Genomic DNA, 15,818 nt, shown 5'->3' with positions numbered 1-15,818 from the left:
GAACGGCCCACCGGCCGGGAACGCCGGTGGGCCGCAGGGTGGTTGGGGTCAGTGCATCCAGTTGTCGCAGCTGTTGACCCACTTGTGGGACCGGATGTTGTTGTTGACGTTGTTGCCGTCGGTGAACTCGTTCCGGGACAGGTCGTCCACGAAGAACTCGCCCGCGGAGATGCAGGCGTAGCCGTTCTCGTAGTTCTGCCACCAGTAGAACTTCACCGTGGACAGGTCGCCGGTGTAGCCGGCGTTCAGCACGGACGACGCCTTGTCCCTGGCGTTCTCGAAGCCGCCGCCCGAGGCGCCCCAGTCGGCGTCGTTCCCGGCGGCGGAGCCCAGCTTGTTGTAGCAGTACGTGGAGTCGTACGCGTACACGTAGCCGTTCCGGCCCGGCCAGATGTCGTTGCAGTGGTTGGACGCGGCGGACGCCTGGGCGCTCGTCGCGGGGACGAGAAGCCCGGCGGCGGCCAGACCGAGTGCTGCGAGGGACATGCCCAGCTTTCGCATGGTTCGCTCCTGTGTGTCTGCCTCGTCGGAGGCATGGTGGCCCACGGCAGGGAGCCGTGGAGGTCTGTGGTGGGGCGGCCCGGTCAGACGCGCGGACCGGCGAGCCCGGTCGCGCGCACGTACGCCTGGTGTTCCAGCCGCCGGTGCGTGCCGATCAGTTCGCGGTACCGGTCGGGGAGGCGGTCTCGGTAGTACGTCTCGCGTTCCCGGGCGACAGCCGCGAGCGAGCTCTCCCGGGCGCACCGCGCCTCGGCGACGGCGACGCGCTTCTCCGCCACGAACGCCTCGTCGCGCGGGAGTCCGGCGGACTTCCGGGCCACCGCGTCCCGCGCGGCGGGCGGGTCGGGGTAGGGGTGGCCGGCCCGGCCCATGCAGCGGGACCAGTCCGCGAGCGCCGCGGTGAACTTCGCGTCACGGGTGATCCGGGGCACGTACAGCCCCTGGAGGCTCGTGACGGCCTTGTCCGCGCGGAACCAGGCGGCGGCGTCCCCGAACAGCTTCTCCTCGGCCTCCGCCGAGCAGCCGCCGAGCCGCTTGCCGATCCGGCCCGTTCCGTTCGGCGTCGGGACCTCTGCGGTGACGACCGGGGTGTCCGGGCCGCCGTCGAGTGCCTTGTCGTACGCGGCGCGCCGCCGCGGTGGCAGACCGGCGCGGTACTTCCCGTTCGGGTTCGCCCGCCGGGCCCGGTCGGCCTTCTCGTCGATGCGGCTGCCGTAGCCGTGCGCGGCGGCCCACGCCACGTCGTCGTTGACGTAACCGGCGACCCGGCTCTCCTCCTGGCTCAGCCGGACACCGGGCCAGTACCGGAACCCCTGGCGCTCCATGCACCGCTCGGTCAGCACCTGGACGGCGTCGGAGATCCGCAGCCGCTCCGCGGGCGTGGCGTCGCGCTTCCATCCCTGCTCGGAGGCGCCCTCGTGGGTGCACCCGGTCGCGGTGACCGCCAAGGCCACCGCGACCGTGCACGCGGCGATGATCCCCCGATTCATGCCCTCACCCCCGTTGGTGTGCCACCCCCCGGTGGCACACCCACACCATCCCGCCGGGGCGGGCGGGGCGGTACCTCGTACGTCAGAGGGCGCAGCTCTTCGCCCAGGTGTGGGACTGCACGTGCGAGGTGAGGGCGAGGTTCCTCCGCTCCCCCCGCCCGACGCAGCCGAGGCGCCCGCGCAGCTGCTGGTCCCTGAAGTACGTGACGTTCACGAAGCCGTTGGGGTCGGCGCCGCCGTTGTTGAAGACCGAGCCCGGTGGCTTCCCGGACGCCCACGCGCAGTCGTTCATGCCGTCCGCCCAGTCGGGGTCGTCGCCGTCCCAGGCGCACATGTCGCCCTTGCCGTCGGGCTCCGGGAAGAAGCAGACGGACCGGGCGGGGCAGCGCGCGTACCCCGCCTCGTGCGCCTCCTCCGCCGCTGCGACCGGGCTCGCGCTCGCGCGGGCTCCGGGCTTCCGGGCCGGGTCGTCGTCCCACGGGGCCCACGCCCCGAGACCCGCCGCCGTCACGGCGAGTACGGCGGCCACCGCGACGAGCAGGGGGCGGCGGCCGCGGCGCGGGCGTGGCTCCCGGCCCGCCGCGGCGGCCGTGACCCGGCGCAGCAGCGACGGCGCGTCGTGCGGGGCCCGCTCCTCATGGGTGCGGGCGAGACAGCCCCGTACGATCTCCCGCCACGCGTCCGGCAGTTCGTCCGCCAGGCGCAGCTCCTCCTCGCCGCGCGCGAAGCGCACCGCCGCGTCCCGGCGGGCGGCCGGCGTGCCCCCGGGAAGCGGGAAGGCGCCGGTCAGGACCAGATGGGCCAGCACCCCGAACGCCCAGATGTCCGCGGTCGTCCGGATCCGCATGCCCCGCTCGCCGACCTCGGACCACAGCAGCTCGGGCGGCGTGTAGTCGGCGGTTCCGAACGCGGGCGCGTAGGCATGGGTGCCCTCCAGTTCGGCGGCCATGTTGAAGTCGCCGAGCCGGGCGGTGCCGTCCTTCATCAGGAGTACGTTGCCTGGCTTGAGATCCCCGTGGACCCAGCCCGCGTCGTGCAGTTGGCACAGCCCCTCGCAGACCTGTACCAGCAGGGCGGGGCCGCTCTCCGGCGCGCGGTCCGTCCCCAGTAACGCGTCCAGCGAGCTGCGCGCCTCCTCCAGCACGAGCACGGTGGCGCCGTCGAGTTCGGGATGCTCCGGATCGTCCACGGTGAGCGCCTCGTACATCCGGATCAGACGGGGCGACCTGAGGCGGCGGAGCAGGGCCAGCTCGCGCTCGGCCAGTTCCCGCAGGTGGCGCAGCTGACGGGGCGTGTGCGTCCCGGTGGGCAGGAACTTCAGCGCCGCGCGCTCCGGCTGGGCGCCGGGGATCTCGTGACGGGCCGCGTACACGTTCCCGAAGGCGCCCGCGCCCAGGGGCTTCTCCACGATCCACGGCCCGACGCGGTAGCCCGGCGGCACGGACGCGACGGCGTACGGCCGCTGCCCGCTCACCGGGCCGCCCCCTTCACCACGGGGCGCAGCGCCGCGAGGTCGTCCTCGCGCACCAGGTCGAACCGCAGCGCCAGCGCGACGAGCGCGTCCTTCTTGCCGTTCAGCCGGGGCCCCGTCCCGCAGGACTCGGGCCCGGGTTTCAGCCGCAGTTTCACCGCGAGGTAGTCGATGTTCCACTGCACCGCCGCCCGGTTCGCCGCAGGCCACAGCGGACGCAGCCGCTCCACGACCTGCTCCACGGTGGGCAGCGGCGCATACGGCTCACCGCGCAGCCGTGGCTCGCACAGGGCCGCCAGGACGGTGAAGTACCGCTTCGACCGGTCGAGCGGAAAGGCGAGCGCGGTCGCCTCCCCGTCCCGGCCCACCACCTCGGCCTCCGCCGCGTAATCGTGGCGCGGCGCCCACACGTCGAAGCTCACCAGCTCGTGCCCCGCGGGCAGCACGACCCGAGCGAACTCGAACGCCACCGGCGCGCCGAGCCGCCCGGGCGCCACCTTGATGTGCTCCCCGGCGCCCTCGGGGTTCTCGACGGCGTAGGTCGCCGTCCGGCTCAGATTGCTGAGCGCCCAGTACGTGTCGGTCGCGACGATCTCCCCCGCGCAACGCGACACCCCGTCATGCGGAATGCCCAGCCCCCGCCCGGACACCCCCCGCCCGAACCGCAACGCCTCCCCGGGCGCCAGCCGCACCTTCTCACCGGGCCGCATACCGGGCCCGGGTACCACGACGATGGTGTACACACCCAGATTCCTTCCCCCGAGACGAACCATGCGCCGCAGGGTAGGGGGCCCGGATAAATGTCCGCATGACGCGCGTACGGACCCGGCCCGCCGCCCCGTGCGGCTTCGATCTCCTGTCCCGTGAGCGCGCCGTGCTCCTCCTCATGGGCCGCGACGATCTCGGCGAGCCCGTCCATGGCGCAGGAAGCCGGGCTGGATTCGACGGATCGCACTTCGATGTTCAGTAACCATCCATGCCCGTACAGCGTCCACGTCGTCCCCTCGAACCTGTGCTTGCCAAGGCGTGTCCCCGTCGGAACCCGCGCGTTCTTGGCAGCGCGGAAGGCTGTGGAGAACACGGAGAAGGAGCGCAAGGCGAAGGGCAGGGAGGCTGACACCGAGCGGGCGAGCCCGACCTGGTCAACGCCGTGGCTCAGGTCCTCGCTCACGCAGGGGACGAGGCCGCCGCCACGGCCATGGCCGCGGGAAACACCGGGCAACGGCTGCAGACCCTGACGGCCGTCGCTGCCGGACTCGTGAACCACAGCCCGGAGGCGGGCGCACCGAGCCGCATTCGCTTCGCTGTGTGCGGCGACTTCCCGTTTCCTACATGCCCCCAAGATCGACCGCGACGGAAAAAGGTGCGGTGGCTTTCACCGCGCCGGTGAACATCTCGCCGTCCCGGTAAGTCCCGGTGGCGGGGTCGAGGACGTAGGTGTACACGATCGGGACCCCGGCGGCGGCCTGCTCGACTCGCCAGTAGAAGGGGATGCCGGCCTTGGCGTACTGGTTCACCTTCACGATCCGGTCGGTGGTCTCCGAGCCGGGCGACACGACCTCGACGACCAGGAGTACGTGCTCTGGGCGCGTAGGTGTGAGGTCGATGGTCTCCGCCCGGTAGACCGTGACGTCCGGACGGCGGTTGGTGAGCGGCACATCCTGCAAGCGGACGTCGAAGTCCGTGTCCGCGTTCCAGTCGGGGCCCGCCGCCGCGTCCAGGGCGTTCGCCAGGACGCGGGCCAGTCGGTTGTGGCGCTTGGAGGCGCTCGGGCTCACGACGACCATCCCGTCCACGATTTCGATGCCGGCGCACTGCTCCTCGGACCAGGAGTCGTACTGCTCCGCGCTGATCTGCATATGCATCCACGCAGGCGCCACCATCTCGGCGGTCATCGTGTACCTCCTTCGAGGAGCCTCAACAGTCCCGGTGCTGCCCAGGCCAGCCTACTGGCCGTCGATGCCACGCCGCCCGGCATCGACGGCCCCGACCGGTCTCACCTGCCCCTTCACACCCCGCCCCGTGGCGCGGGCCCGTCGTGGGGACCGGTGCGTAAGGATTGGGGCATGGCGAACCGACTTGCACAGTCCACCTCCCCGTATCTGCTTCAGCACGCGGACAACCCCGTCGACTGGTGGCCCTGGTCGCCCGAGGCGTTCGAGGAAGCCAGAAGGCGGAACGTGCCGGTGCTGCTCAGTGTCGGGTACTCGTCCTGTCACTGGTGTCACGTCATGGCGCACGAGTCGTTCGAGGACGAGGTGACCGCCGCGTACATGAACGAGCACTTCGTGTCCGTCAAGGTGGACCGTGAAGAGCGGCCCGATGTGGATGCCGTGTACATGGAGGCGGTGCAGGCGGCCACCGGGCAGGGTGGGTGGCCGATGACCGTGTTTCTCACCGCGGATGCGGAGCCGTTCTACTTCGGGACCTACTTCCCGCCCGAGGCCCGGCACGGGATGCCGTCCTTCCGGCAGGTGCTCGAAGGCGTGACCGCCGCCTGGACGGACCGGCGCGACGAGGTCGGGGAGGTCGCCGGGCGGATCGTGCGGGACCTGTCCGAGCGCAGCCTCGCCCATGGCGGGGACGGGCCGCCCGGGGAGGCGGAGCTCGCGCAGGCGCTGCTCGGGCTGACCCGGGACTACGACGAGCAGCGGGGCGGGTTCGGCGGGGCGCCCAAGTTCCCGCCGTCCATGGCGCTGGAGTTCCTGCTGCGCCACCATGCCCGCACGGGCGCGGACGGGGCGCTTCAGATGGCCGCCGACACCTGCGCGGCGATGGCCCGGGGCGGGATCTACGACCAGCTCGGCGGCGGGTTCGCCCGGTATGCCGTGGACCGGGAGTGGGTCGTCCCGCACTTCGAGAAGATGCTGTACGACAACGCGCTGCTCTGCCGCGTGTACGCCCACCTCTGGCGGTCCACCGGGTCCGCACTCGCCCGGCGGGTGGCCCTGGAGACCGCCGATTTCATGGTGCGCGAGCTGCGGACGCCCGAGGGCGGCTTCGCCTCCGCGCTCGACGCCGACAGCGAGGACGCGCACGGCAGGCACGTCGAGGGCGCGTACTACGTGTGGACGCCCGAGCAGCTGCGCGAGGTGCTGGGCGAGGAGGACGCCGCGTTCGCCGCCGAGCACTTCGGGGTGACCGAGGAGGGCACCTTCGAAGAGGGCTCCTCCGTTCTCCAGCTGACCGGTGACCCCGACGACCCCCGCGCCGCCCGCGTACGGCAGCGGCTGCTCGCCGCCCGCGAGGAGCGTCCGCGACCCGGGCGCGACGACAAGGTCGTCGCCGCCTGGAACGGGCTCGCCATCGCCGCCCTCGCGGAGACCGGCGCCTTCTTCGACCGGCCCGACCTGGTCGAGCGGGCCACCGAGGCCGCCGACCTGCTGGTGCGGGTGCACATGGGCCCCGTCGCCCGGCTCGTGCGGACGTCGAAGGACGGGCGCGCCGGTGACCACGCCGGGGTCCTCGAGGACTACGGGGACGTCGCCGAGGGCTTCCTCGCGCTGGCCGGGGTCACCGGCGAGGGGGCCTGGCTGGAGTTCGCCGGGTTCCTGCTGGACATCGTGCTCCAGCACTTCCGGGGCGAGGGCGGTCAGCTGTACGACACCGCGGACGACGCCGAGCAGCTGATCCGGCGCCCCCAGGACCCCACCGACAGCGCGACCCCGGCCGGCTGGACGGCCGCCGCCGGGGCGCTCCTCTCGTACGCCGCGCACACCGGCTCCGAGCCGCACCGCACCGCCGCCGAGGAGGCCCTGGGCGTCGTGAAGGCGCTGGGCCCGCGCGCACCGCGCTTCATCGGCTGGGGGCTCGCCGTGGCCGAGGCGCTGCTCGACGGGCCGCGCGAGGTGGCCGTCGCCGGGCCGGTCGGCGGGGAGTTGCACCGCACCGCCCTCCTCGGGCGGGCGCCCGGCGCGGTCGTGGCGGCGGGGGAGCCGGGCGGGGTGGAGTTCCCGCTGCTGGCCGGCCGGCCGATGGCGGACGGCGCGCCGACCGCGTACGTCTGCAGGCACTTCGTCTGCGAGGCCCCGACGACGGACCCGGAGGCGCTGGCCCGCGCGCTCGGCGGGGCGTGACACCTGTGCGGGGGCGCCCCCGAGGCGCCCCCCCCGTGAAGGCGTCAGCTGTGGTTGTACGCCACCAGCGAGATGCCGACGTAATGCACCACGAACGCGGCCAGCGTCAGCGAGTGGAACACCTCGTGGAAGCCGAACCAGCGCGGTGACGGGTTCGGCCGCTTGATGCCGTAGATGACGCCGCCCGCGCTGTAGAGCACGCCGCCGACGACGACCAGCACCAGCACCGCGATCCCGCCGGTCCGCATGAAGTCCGGCAGGAAGAAGACCGCGGCCCAGCCCATCGCGATGTAGCACGGGGTGTACAGCCAGCGCGGGGCGCCGACCCAGAAGACCCGGAAGGCGATCCCCGCGAGCGCCGCCGCCCACACCGCCCACAGCAGCGGGGTGCCCGTGGACTCGGGCAGCAGGAGCAGGGTCAGCGGGGTGTACGTCCCCGCGATGATCAGGAAGATGTTGGCGTGGTCGAGCCTGCGCAGCACCGCCTCGCCGCGCGGTCCCCACGTACCCCGGTGGTAGAGGGCGCTCACGCCGAAGAGCAGGCACGCCGTCAGGACGTAGATCGCACAGGCGATCCGGCCCCGGGTGCTGTCCGACAGGGCGACCAGCACCAGCCCCGCTATGACGACCGCGGGGAACATCCCCGCATGCAGCCAACCGCGCATCCGCGGCTTCAGCGGGGCGTCGGCGAGCGTGGCCGGACGGGGGCCTGCGTGTTCGTGCGCGGGGGCGGCAGCAGTCATTCCCGCATCGTACCTACGGCCCCGTAGGTAGGGGATATGGGCCGGAACCGAGTGTGGATGCTCACATGGGCGGCCCTCTGGACATATGGGCGCGAGGGTCGGATGATCAAATGAGTGCGGTCGGCACCGGATGAGCGCCAAGGGGAATTCGAAGGGGTACACGCATCCGGGTCGCAGCCCCCACGGGGCACGGGCACCAACCGAATACACCCTCATCAAGGAGCGATCGTGGCGCGCGACATCGCGGCTCCCCTCACTGTTCCCACCAACCACCAGGAGCTGGTCTCCTGGGTGGACGAGATCGCAGCACTCACCGAGCCGGACCGGGTGGTCTGGTGCGACGGTTCCGAGGCCGAGTACGAGCGCCTGTGCGGGGAGCTCGTCGCCAAGGGCACCTTCACCAAGCTGGACGAGATCAAGCGCCCGAACTCCTACTACGCGGCCTCCGACCCCAGTGACGTCGCCCGCGTCGAGACCCGTACGTTCATCTGCTCCGAGAAGGAGGAGGACGCCGGTCCGACGAACCACTGGAAGGACCCCGCCGAGATGCGGGAGATCTTCACGGGTGAGCGGGGCGTCTTCCGCGGCTCGATGCGCGGCCGCACGATGTACGTCGTCCCGTTCTGCATGGGCCCGCTCGGGTCGCCGCTGTCCGCGATCGGCGTGGAGATCACCGACTCCGCGTACGTCGCCGTCTCGATGCGCACGATGACGCGCATGGGACAGCCCGTGCTCGACGAGCTCGGCTCCGACGGCTTCTTCGTCAAGGCCGTCCACACCCTGGGCGCACCGCTGGCGGAGGGCCAGGAGGACGTCCCCTGGCCCTGCAACGAGACCAAGTACATCTCGCACTTCCCGGAGGACCGCGAGATCTGGTCGTACGGCTCCGGCTACGGCGGCAACGCGCTGCTCGGCAAGAAGTGCTACGCGCTGCGCATCGCCTCCGTGATGGCCCGCGACGAGGGCTGGCTCGCGGAGCACATGCTGATCCTGAAGCTCACGCCGCCGCGCGGTGAGGCGAAGTACGTGGCTGCCGCGTTCCCCTCCGCCTGCGGCAAGACGAACCTCGCCATGCTGGAGCCCACGATCTCCGGCTGGACCGTCGAGACCATCGGCGACGACATCGCGTGGATGCGGTTCGGCGAGGACGGCCGGCTGTACGCGATCAACCCGGAGGCGGGCTTCTTCGGCGTCGCGCCCGGCACCGGCGAGCACACCAACGCCAACGCCATGAAGACGATGTGGGGCAACTCCGTCTTCACCAACGTCGCGCTCACCGACGACGGGGACGTCTGGTGGGAGGGCATGACCGAGGAGCCGCCCGCGCACCTCACGGACTGGAAGGGCAACGACTGGACCCCCGAGTCCGGGACGCCCGCCGCCCACCCCAACGCCCGCTTCACCGTCCCGGCCGGGCAGTGCCCGATCATCGCGCCCGAGTGGGAGGACCCGAAGGGCGTGCCCATCTCGGCCATCCTCTTCGGCGGCCGCCGCGCCTCGGCCGTCCCGCTGGTCACCGAGTCCTTCAACTGGCAGCACGGTGTCTTCCTCGGCGCCAACGTCGCCTCCGAGAAGACCGCCGCCGCCGAGGGCAAGGTCGGCGAGCTGCGCCGCGACCCGTTCGCCATGCTGCCGTTCTGCGGCTACAACATGGGCGACTACATGGGCCACTGGCTCAAGGTCGGCGCGGACAAGCCGGACCAGTCGAAGCTGCCGAAGATCTACTACGTGAACTGGTTCCGCAAGAACGACGCGGGCACGTTCGTCTGGCCCGGCTTCGGCGAGAACAGCCGCGTCCTGAAGTGGATCGTCGAGCGCCTGGAGGGCAAGGCGGAGGGCGTCGAGACGCCGATCGGCATCCTTCCCGCGAAGGGCTCGATCGACACCGAGGGCCTGGACCTCTCCGAGTCCGACCTCGACTTCCTGCTGAAGGTCGACAAGGAGGTCTGGCGCGAGGAGGCGGCGCTGGTCCCCGAGCACCTCAACACCTTCGGCGACCACACGCCGAAGGAGCTGTGGGACGAGTACCGCGCACTGGTCGAGCGCCTGGGCTGAGCCCCCGCGTACGCACGGCGACGGCCCCCGAAGCCGCTTCGGGGGCCGTCGCCGTGCTCAACGCCCCTTGTTCGTAGTCGGGTTGTGACCCTGCGGAGCCACGGGGGTGATGCACGCGGCCGTACGGTTGCCCTGGTCGCGCCGCCGGTGCGCGGCAGCGGAGGGGGCCGCTCGGCATGCAGTATCCGCCGTACCCGAAAACGTCGGAGGGCGGTCCTCCGCTCTTCCCCGGCCACCGGATGGGCGGCATGACGGTCGCCCTGGTCACCGTGGGCGGACTGATCGCCCTCGCGGTGGTGGGCGGGCTCGTCGGTCTGATCGTGTTCGCCCACGGGTACGGCGAGGTCCACGCGGACATGCGGTTCCCGGCCGACGACGTCACCGTCACCTCCTGCGACCGGGACGAGGTGACGGGCCGCCCGGTGGCAGGCATACGGGTCACGAGCGAGGCGGCGCGGCCCGGGACGTACACCGTGCACGTGGTGTTCCGGGATCTGCGGGGTGCCAAGGGGCGTGGGGTGGAAGCGGGGGAGGGCGGTGTGACCGTGGCCCGCCTGGCGGTGGGCGCCACGGCGTCCGGGCGGGTCACCGGGCCGGTCCCGGTGTGGGGTCGCGCCGGGTGCGAGCTCGGGGACGTGACCTTCGACTCCACGGGCACGCCCCGGAAAGAGACTTCGCGCGGCCCTTGAGGGGGCCTGGGTGGCACCCGGTCCACGCGCCTTCGCGGTGCGTGGACCGGGGCCGTCAGCGGGCGCCGACCGGCGTCCGGGCGTCGGCCGCGAGCGCCTCGGTGTGGGCGTCCATGCGCTCGGCCGACAGGATCGCGGCCGCCGTGTCGGCGCGTGAGGCGGCCACCACCAGGGCCCGGCCCGCAAGGGCGTGGGCGCGGCGGTGGAGGGCGGTCGCGGGGGCGTCGCTCAGTGCGGCGTGCCGGGCGGGCGGGGCGCCTCGCAACCTGGCGACCTGCCCGGCGATGCGGTCGCCCGCCTCGCCGAGCCCCAGCTCGTCGGTGACCGCGAGCAGAGCGGCCAGGTGTCCGGCGAGCTGGATGTCCAGCTCCTCCTCGCGGCTGCGGTGCGGGAAGTCGCCGGCATGGTCGGCCGGTGTGTGGACCGATTTGGTGCGGATCGGTTCGTACATGGATGGCCTCCTGGTGGTGCTGTGAGAACCATCCTAGCTTGGATTCGGTCTAAAGTTGTTCGTCTTCGAGAAATGGTGGAGCGAGGGTCCGTCACACCTGGCTGTAGCCGTCCAGGAAGTGGGCGATCCGGCCGATCGCGTCCGTCAGGTCCTCCGCCGAGGGCAGCGTCACCACGCGGAAGTGATCCGGGTCCGGCCAGTTGAACCCCGTTCCCTGCACCACCATGATCTTCTCGGCCCGCAGCAGGTCCAGGACCATCTGCCGGTCGTCCTTGATCTTGTAGACCTTGGGGTCGAGCCGGGGGAAGAGGTACAGCGCCCCCTTCGGCTTCACGCAGGTCACGCCCGGGATCTGCGTCAGCAGGTCGTACGCCACGTCGCGCTGCTCCAGGATGCGGCCGCCGGGCAGCACCAGGTCGTTGATGGACTGCCGGCCGCCGAGCGCGGTGGCGACCGCGTGCTGCGAGGGCATGTTGGCGCACAGCCGCATGTTGGCCAGGATCGTCAGCCCCTCGATGTACGAGGAGGCGTGCGCCTTGGGGCCGCAGACCGCCATCCAGCCGGAGCGGTATCCGGCGACCCGGTAGTTCTTCGACAGCCCGTTGAAGGTGAGGACCATCAGGTCCGGGGCGATCGTCGCGGTGGGGGTGTGCGTGGCGCCGTCGTACAGGATGCGGTCGTAGATCTCGTCGGAGCAGACGACCAGGTTGTGCCGGCGGGCGATCTCCGTGAGGCCGCGCAGCATCTCGTCGTCGTAGACCGCGCCCGTGGGGTTGTTCGGGTTGATGATCACCATCGCCTTGGTGCGGTCGGTGATCTTCCGCTCGATGTCGGCGAGGTCGGGCATCCAGTCCGACTGCTCGTCGCAGCGGTAGTGCACGGCCGTGCCGCCCGCCAGCGAGACCGAGGCCGTCCAGAGCGGGTAGTCCGGGGCCGGGACCAGCACCTCGTCGCCGTCGTCGAGCAGCGCCTGCATCGACATCTGGATCAGCTCGGAGACGCCGTTGCCGAGGTAGACGTCCTCGACGTCCAGGTCGATGCCCTTGGTCTGGTAGTGCTGCATCACCGCCCGGCGCGCGGACAGCAACCCCTTCGCGTCGCCGTAGCCGTGCGCCCCGGAGAGGTTGCGCAGGATGTCCTCGAGGATCTCGGGCGGGCACTCGAAGCCGAACGCGGCGGGGTTGCCGGTGTTCAGCTTGAGGATGCGATGCCCGGCCGCCTCCAGCCGCATCGCCTCCTCGAGCACGGGGCCGCGGATCTCGTAGCAGACGTTGGCGAGCTTCGTGGACTGGATGACCTGCATGTCAGCGAGCTTACGACTGTGTTTCACGGGCCGCCCGGGCTTTGCCCGACGGTTGGCCCGCTCGGGCGGTGGCACGGCTCCGCCCGGGCTTTCATCGCCATGCGCCCGCCTTCCGCGACCGTGGGAACGCCGGTCACGGAAGGCCCCGGGCTTGGAATGGGGTGGCCCGGCGGTGTGACGGACCGGAACGGGTGACATACGCCACGGAGTGGTGTGCGCCGGGGCTCACGCGGGAAGCCGCGCGCCCTCCGGCAGGTGCTGCGGAAGGGCACCGGGCGAACGCGGTCCCGGTCCGTCCCGGTCCGCCCGTACCTCTGAAACAGCTCAACAGCCGTATGCGCCCGGGCGCTTCGGGGGAGGGTCGGTACATGATCGGAAACGGGAAGAAGGACATGGCCGTGATCGTGGTGCGGGACTCGGACGCCCTGGTCGCCGCGTTGCGCGAGGAGCTGGCCCGGGCGACGGACGCGGACCGCCCCGGCCTGGAGCGGGCCCTCGCGCTGGCCGAGGCGCGGACGGGGGTCCCGGACGCGGAGCTGCGCGGGCGCTGGGCCGCGCGGCGGATCACGGCGGGCGGATACGACGGACCCCTCGACGCGGTGGCGGCGGTCAAGGCGCTGCGGGCGGCCGAGCCGGGGCTGAGCCTGCGGCAGGCCGTGCAGCTGTCGCGGGAGGCGGCGGCGGTGGCCGCGGCGGCGAAACCGTAGTCCGGCCCGCGTTGTCCCCCGTGCGAGCTACGCGCAGGTGTCCACCCAGCGGTGACGCTTTCGGCGCCGGACGTTCATAGCGTTCAGGGGCAGCCGCGGCGACCCGCCGCGGCGCGTCGAAGGGGGACTCATGAGAGTGGTGTGGCAGCTTCTCGCCGTCGTGGCGGTCTGGGCGATCGGCGGTCAGTGCGTCAGCGCGGTGGACGGGAACCCGTGGCTCACGCTCGCGATCGGCCTCGTGACGGCGGTGCTCGCCGTCCTGGTCTACCGCTGGGTGGTGGGACGCACCGAGCACCGCCCGGTCACCGAGCTCGCCCGGGAGGGTGCGGTACCGGCCCTGGGGCGCGGCGCGCTGATCGGGCTGGTGCTGTTCGTGGCGGTCATCGCGAACATCGCCTTCCTCGGGGACTACGAGGTCAACGGCCTGGGGTCGGTCACGGGCGCGGTCGGCTTCGTCGGCTTCATGGCCGCTGCCGCCGTCACCGAGGAAGTGGTGTTCCGGGGCGTGCTCTTCCGGCTCGTCGAGGAACGCGCCGGGACGCTGATCGCGCTGACCTCGACCGGGTTGCTGTTCGGGCTGATGCACCTGGCGAACCCGGACGCGAACCTGTGGGGCGCGCTCGCCATCGCGATCGAGGCGGGCGGCATGCTAGGCGCCGCGTACGCCGCCACCCGCAGCCTGTGGCTGCCCATCGGCCTGCACTTCGCCTGGAACTTCGCCGCGGCGGGCATCTTCAGTTCGGAGGTCTCGGGCAACGGCGCCTCGCAGGGTCTCCTGGACTCGACGGCCACCGGCTCCGAGCTGGTCACCGGAGGCGACTTCGGGCCGGAGGCCAGCGCGTACGCCGTGGTCTTCGGGGTGCTCGTGACCCTCGCGTTCCTGTGGCTGGCCCGCCGGCGCGGGCATCTGGCGCCGCGTGGCGGACGGCGCGCCGCCGCCGCCCCGGCCGCCACTACAGTGCCCCGGTGATCAGTCTTCGCGAAGTACCGGCCCGGTGGCGGCGGTTGGGTGCCGCCGTCCGGCTGCCGGTGCGGTGGCAGCGGCTCGACCCCGTCGTCCGCGACCTGCCGTTCGGGCTGCTGCTCCTGGCCATGTCGCTCGTGCCCGCCCTGCACCGGCACGGGACGGCGCTCGGCGCCGTGGCGGAGCGCCCGTTCGACGCCCTGGCCGCGGTGGCCGCCGTGCTGGAGAGCCTGTCGCTCGCCCTGCGGCGGCGGTGGCCGGTGATCTGCCTGGCCCTGGTCTCGCTGGGCTTCGCCGTCGACCAGCTGGGCGGCTACCACCTGGTCGCCGGGACCGCGCTGCCCTTCGCCGTGCTGAGCGCGGGGGCCCATCTGGACCGCCACCGCCGCGTCGCCGCGGTCGCGTTCACCGCCGCGTACGTGCCGCTGGCGCTCGCCCTGCACCGGTACGGCACGGAACCGGCGGACGAGTTCCTGACGTTCTATCTGGTGCTCGCCCTCGTCTGGGGCGTCGGGGCGTGGCTGCGCGCCACCCGGGCCGCCGAGGCCGACCGCCGGCTCCGGGTCGCGGAGGAGAGCCGCAACGCCGAACGCGCCCGGATCGCCCGCGAGTTGCACGACGTGGTGACCCATCACGTGACGGCGATGATCGTCCAGGCCGAGGCGGCCCGCTATCTGACCGCCGCGCCCGACCGACTCGACCGCGCCCTGAGCAGCGTCACCGACACCGGGCGGCGGGCCGTCAACGACCTGCGCCACCTGCTCGACCTGCTCGACCCGGGCCACGGCGCCGGGGCCAGGACACCGGCCGCCGGCCGCATCCGGGGCCTGGTCGAGCAGGCGCGGCAGGCGGGGCAGGAGGTGGACTTCAGCGAGGAGGGCACCCCCGCCGAGTCCACCGGGAGCGCCGATCTCGTGGCCTACCGCGTGGTCCAGGAGGCGCTGACGAACGCCCTCAAGCATGCCCAGGGCGGCCGGACTTCGGTGCGCGTGCGGCACGACGGAAGTGAGATCACCGTGGAGGTCGGCACGGACGGCTCCGGCGGGCGCGCCAAGGTGCCCGCGGGCAGCGGGCGGGGGCTCGCCGGGCTGCGCGAGCGGGTCGGTGTGCTCGGCGGCGAGTTCCGCGCGGAGCCCGGTCCCGACGGCGGCTTCACCGTGCGGGCCCGCATACCCTCGGGGAGCGCGTCGTGACCGCCCCGGCCCGCGTCCTCGTCTGCGACGACCAGGTGCTCGTCCGCACCGGCCTCGCCACGATCATCGACGCCCAGCCGGACCTGGAGGTGGCGGGCGAGTGCGGGGACGGGCGGACCGCCGTCGAGATGGCCGGGCGGCTGCGCCCGGACGTCGTGGTGATGGACATCCGCATGCCCGAGCTCGACGGCATCGAGGCGACCCGGCTGCTGGCCGGGGCGGGCGTGGAGCGGCCCGCGAAGGTGCTCGTGGTGACCACCTTCAACCTGGACGAGTACGTGTACGAGGCGCTGCGCGCCGGGGCGAGCGGGTTCCTGCTGAAGGACGCCCCGCCCGCCCAGCTGCTGCACGGCATCCGGACCGTGCACGCGGGCCAGGCGCTGATCGACCCGGAGGTGACGCGCCGGCTGGTCGGCCGCTATGCCGCCCGGATCCGCCCCACCGGGGACCCCGCCGCCGACATTCCGCTGACCCCGCGCGAACTGGAGGTCCTGCGCCTCATCGCGGACGGCTTCTCCAACAGCGAGATCGCGGCCGCGCTCGTGATCAGCCAGGAGACCGTGAAGACGTTCGTCTCGCGCATCCTCGCCAAGCTCGGGCTCCGCGACCGCGTCCAGGCCGTCGTCTACGCGTACCGCCAGGGTCTGGTGACCTGAACGCGCGGCCGGAATCCGCC

At 72.4% G+C, this 15,818-nt stretch carries 15 protein-coding genes; 7 read left to right on the top strand and 8 right to left on the bottom strand.

All coding sequences use genetic code 11. The features are described 5' to 3' along the window. Positions 1-48: 48 nt before the first annotated feature. The 5 genes from AB0L33_RS06250 to AB0L33_RS06230 form a co-directional block, all read right to left on the bottom strand. Entirely contained in the window at positions 49-501 is a 453-nt protein-coding gene (locus tag AB0L33_RS06250) for a hypothetical protein (protein ID WP_365678189.1), read from the bottom strand. A gap of 83 nt (positions 502-584) precedes the next feature. Further along, complete coding sequence (locus tag AB0L33_RS06245; protein WP_365678187.1) at positions 585-1,490, bottom strand: hypothetical protein; 906 nt, start codon at positions 1,488-1,490, stop codon at positions 585-587. Positions 1,491-1,572: 82 nt separating this feature from the next. Next, positions 1,573-2,964 (bottom strand): protein kinase, encoded by a 1,392-nt coding sequence (locus AB0L33_RS06240; RefSeq protein WP_365678185.1) that lies wholly within the window; start codon positions 2,962-2,964, stop codon positions 1,573-1,575. After that, on the bottom strand, positions 2,961-3,704 hold the full coding sequence (locus AB0L33_RS06235; RefSeq protein WP_365678183.1) for an FHA domain-containing protein: 744 nt from the start codon (positions 3,702-3,704) through the stop codon (positions 2,961-2,963). Before AB0L33_RS06235 ends, AB0L33_RS06240 begins: the two co-directional genes overlap by 4 nt. A 585-nt stretch (positions 3,705-4,289) precedes the next feature. Beyond that, entirely contained in the window at positions 4,290-4,856 is a 567-nt protein-coding gene (locus AB0L33_RS06230) for a Uma2 family endonuclease (RefSeq protein ID WP_365678181.1), read from the bottom strand. A gap of 171 nt (positions 4,857-5,027) precedes the next feature. Between AB0L33_RS06230 and AB0L33_RS06225 the strand changes: the two genes are divergently transcribed. Then, entirely contained in the window at positions 5,028-7,037 is a 2,010-nt protein-coding gene (locus AB0L33_RS06225) for a thioredoxin domain-containing protein (RefSeq protein ID WP_365678179.1), read from the top strand. A gap of 44 nt (positions 7,038-7,081) precedes the next feature. Here AB0L33_RS06225 and AB0L33_RS06220 read toward each other — a convergent pair whose 3' ends face one another. Beyond that, complete coding sequence (locus AB0L33_RS06220) at positions 7,082-7,780, bottom strand: hemolysin III family protein (RefSeq protein ID WP_365678177.1); 699 nt, start codon at positions 7,778-7,780, stop codon at positions 7,082-7,084. Between the two features lie 228 nt (positions 7,781-8,008). Here AB0L33_RS06220 and AB0L33_RS06215 point away from each other — a divergent pair, with 228 nt between their 5' ends. Beyond that, the gene (locus tag AB0L33_RS06215) at positions 8,009-9,835 is read left to right on the top strand and encodes a phosphoenolpyruvate carboxykinase (GTP) (RefSeq protein ID WP_365678175.1); all 1,827 of its coding nucleotides are present in this window, start codon (positions 8,009-8,011) and stop codon (positions 9,833-9,835) included. Between the two features lie 176 nt (positions 9,836-10,011). Then, positions 10,012-10,524: a hypothetical protein gene (locus AB0L33_RS06210; RefSeq protein ID WP_365678173.1), complete on the top strand. Its 513-nt coding sequence runs from the start codon at positions 10,012-10,014 to the stop codon at positions 10,522-10,524. A gap of 55 nt (positions 10,525-10,579) precedes the next feature. Here the strand turns inward: AB0L33_RS06210 and AB0L33_RS06205 are convergent, their stop codons facing one another. Together AB0L33_RS06205 and AB0L33_RS06200 are read right to left on the bottom strand one after the other, a co-directional pair. Beyond that, positions 10,580-10,975 carry a hypothetical protein gene (locus tag AB0L33_RS06205; protein ID WP_365678171.1) on the bottom strand — a complete coding sequence of 132 codons (396 nt, stop codon included), beginning with the start codon at positions 10,973-10,975 and terminating at the stop codon, positions 10,580-10,582. A gap of 91 nt (positions 10,976-11,066) precedes the next feature. Continuing rightward, positions 11,067-12,278 (bottom strand): pyridoxal phosphate-dependent aminotransferase, encoded by a 1,212-nt coding sequence (locus tag AB0L33_RS06200; protein WP_365678169.1) that lies wholly within the window; start codon positions 12,276-12,278, stop codon positions 11,067-11,069. 368 nt (positions 12,279-12,646) lie between these two features. Between AB0L33_RS06200 and AB0L33_RS06195 the strand changes: the two genes are divergently transcribed. The 4 genes from AB0L33_RS06195 (at position 12,647) to AB0L33_RS06180 (ending at position 15,798) form a co-directional block, all read left to right on the top strand. Next, entirely contained in the window at positions 12,647-12,985 is a 339-nt protein-coding gene (locus AB0L33_RS06195; protein WP_365678167.1) for a hypothetical protein, read from the top strand. A gap of 130 nt (positions 12,986-13,115) precedes the next feature. Further along, on the top strand, positions 13,116-13,955 hold the full coding sequence (locus tag AB0L33_RS06190) for a CPBP family intramembrane glutamic endopeptidase (protein ID WP_365678165.1): 840 nt from the start codon (positions 13,116-13,118) through the stop codon (positions 13,953-13,955). A gap of 35 nt (positions 13,956-13,990) precedes the next feature. Beyond that, positions 13,991-15,142 (top strand): histidine kinase, encoded by a 1,152-nt coding sequence (locus tag AB0L33_RS06185; RefSeq protein ID WP_365678661.1) that lies wholly within the window; start codon positions 13,991-13,993, stop codon positions 15,140-15,142. After that, a complete protein-coding gene (locus AB0L33_RS06180; protein ID WP_365678163.1) occupies positions 15,139-15,798 on the top strand; it encodes a response regulator transcription factor in 660 nt (219 codons plus the stop codon). The genes AB0L33_RS06185 and AB0L33_RS06180 overlap by 4 nt, the downstream gene beginning before the upstream one ends. The last annotated feature ends 20 nt before the right edge of the window (positions 15,799-15,818 follow it).

The sequence above is a fragment of the Streptomyces sp. NPDC052299 genome (assembly GCF_040679335.1).
Taxonomy (GTDB): Bacteria; Actinomycetota; Actinomycetes; order Streptomycetales; family Streptomycetaceae; genus Streptomyces.
The sequence above is the reverse complement of the archived record's forward strand: the minus strand, read 5'-3'. Positions and strand labels throughout refer to the sequence as shown.

Coding starts and splice junctions, on each gene's coding strand:
- AB0L33_RS06220 (WP_365678177.1), bottom strand. CDS start 7,780: ATGACTGCTGCCGCCCCCGCGCACGAACACGCAGGCCCCCGTCCGGCC.
- AB0L33_RS06245 (WP_365678187.1), bottom strand. CDS start 1,490: ATGAATCGGGGGATCATCGCCGCGTGCACGGTCGCGGTGGCCTTGGCG.
- AB0L33_RS06250 (WP_365678189.1), bottom strand. CDS start 501: ATGCGAAAGCTGGGCATGTCCCTCGCAGCACTCGGTCTGGCCGCCGCC.
- AB0L33_RS06195 (WP_365678167.1), top strand. CDS start 12,647: ATGATCGGAAACGGGAAGAAGGACATGGCCGTGATCGTGGTGCGGGAC.
- AB0L33_RS06190 (WP_365678165.1), top strand. CDS start 13,116: ATGAGAGTGGTGTGGCAGCTTCTCGCCGTCGTGGCGGTCTGGGCGATC.
- AB0L33_RS06200 (WP_365678169.1), bottom strand. CDS start 12,278: ATGCAGGTCATCCAGTCCACGAAGCTCGCCAACGTCTGCTACGAGATC.
- AB0L33_RS06210 (WP_365678173.1), top strand. CDS start 10,012: ATGCAGTATCCGCCGTACCCGAAAACGTCGGAGGGCGGTCCTCCGCTC.
- AB0L33_RS06225 (WP_365678179.1), top strand. CDS start 5,028: ATGGCGAACCGACTTGCACAGTCCACCTCCCCGTATCTGCTTCAGCAC.
- AB0L33_RS06205 (WP_365678171.1), bottom strand. CDS start 10,975: ATGTACGAACCGATCCGCACCAAATCGGTCCACACACCGGCCGACCAT.
- AB0L33_RS06230 (WP_365678181.1), bottom strand. CDS start 4,856: ATGACCGCCGAGATGGTGGCGCCTGCGTGGATGCATATGCAGATCAGC.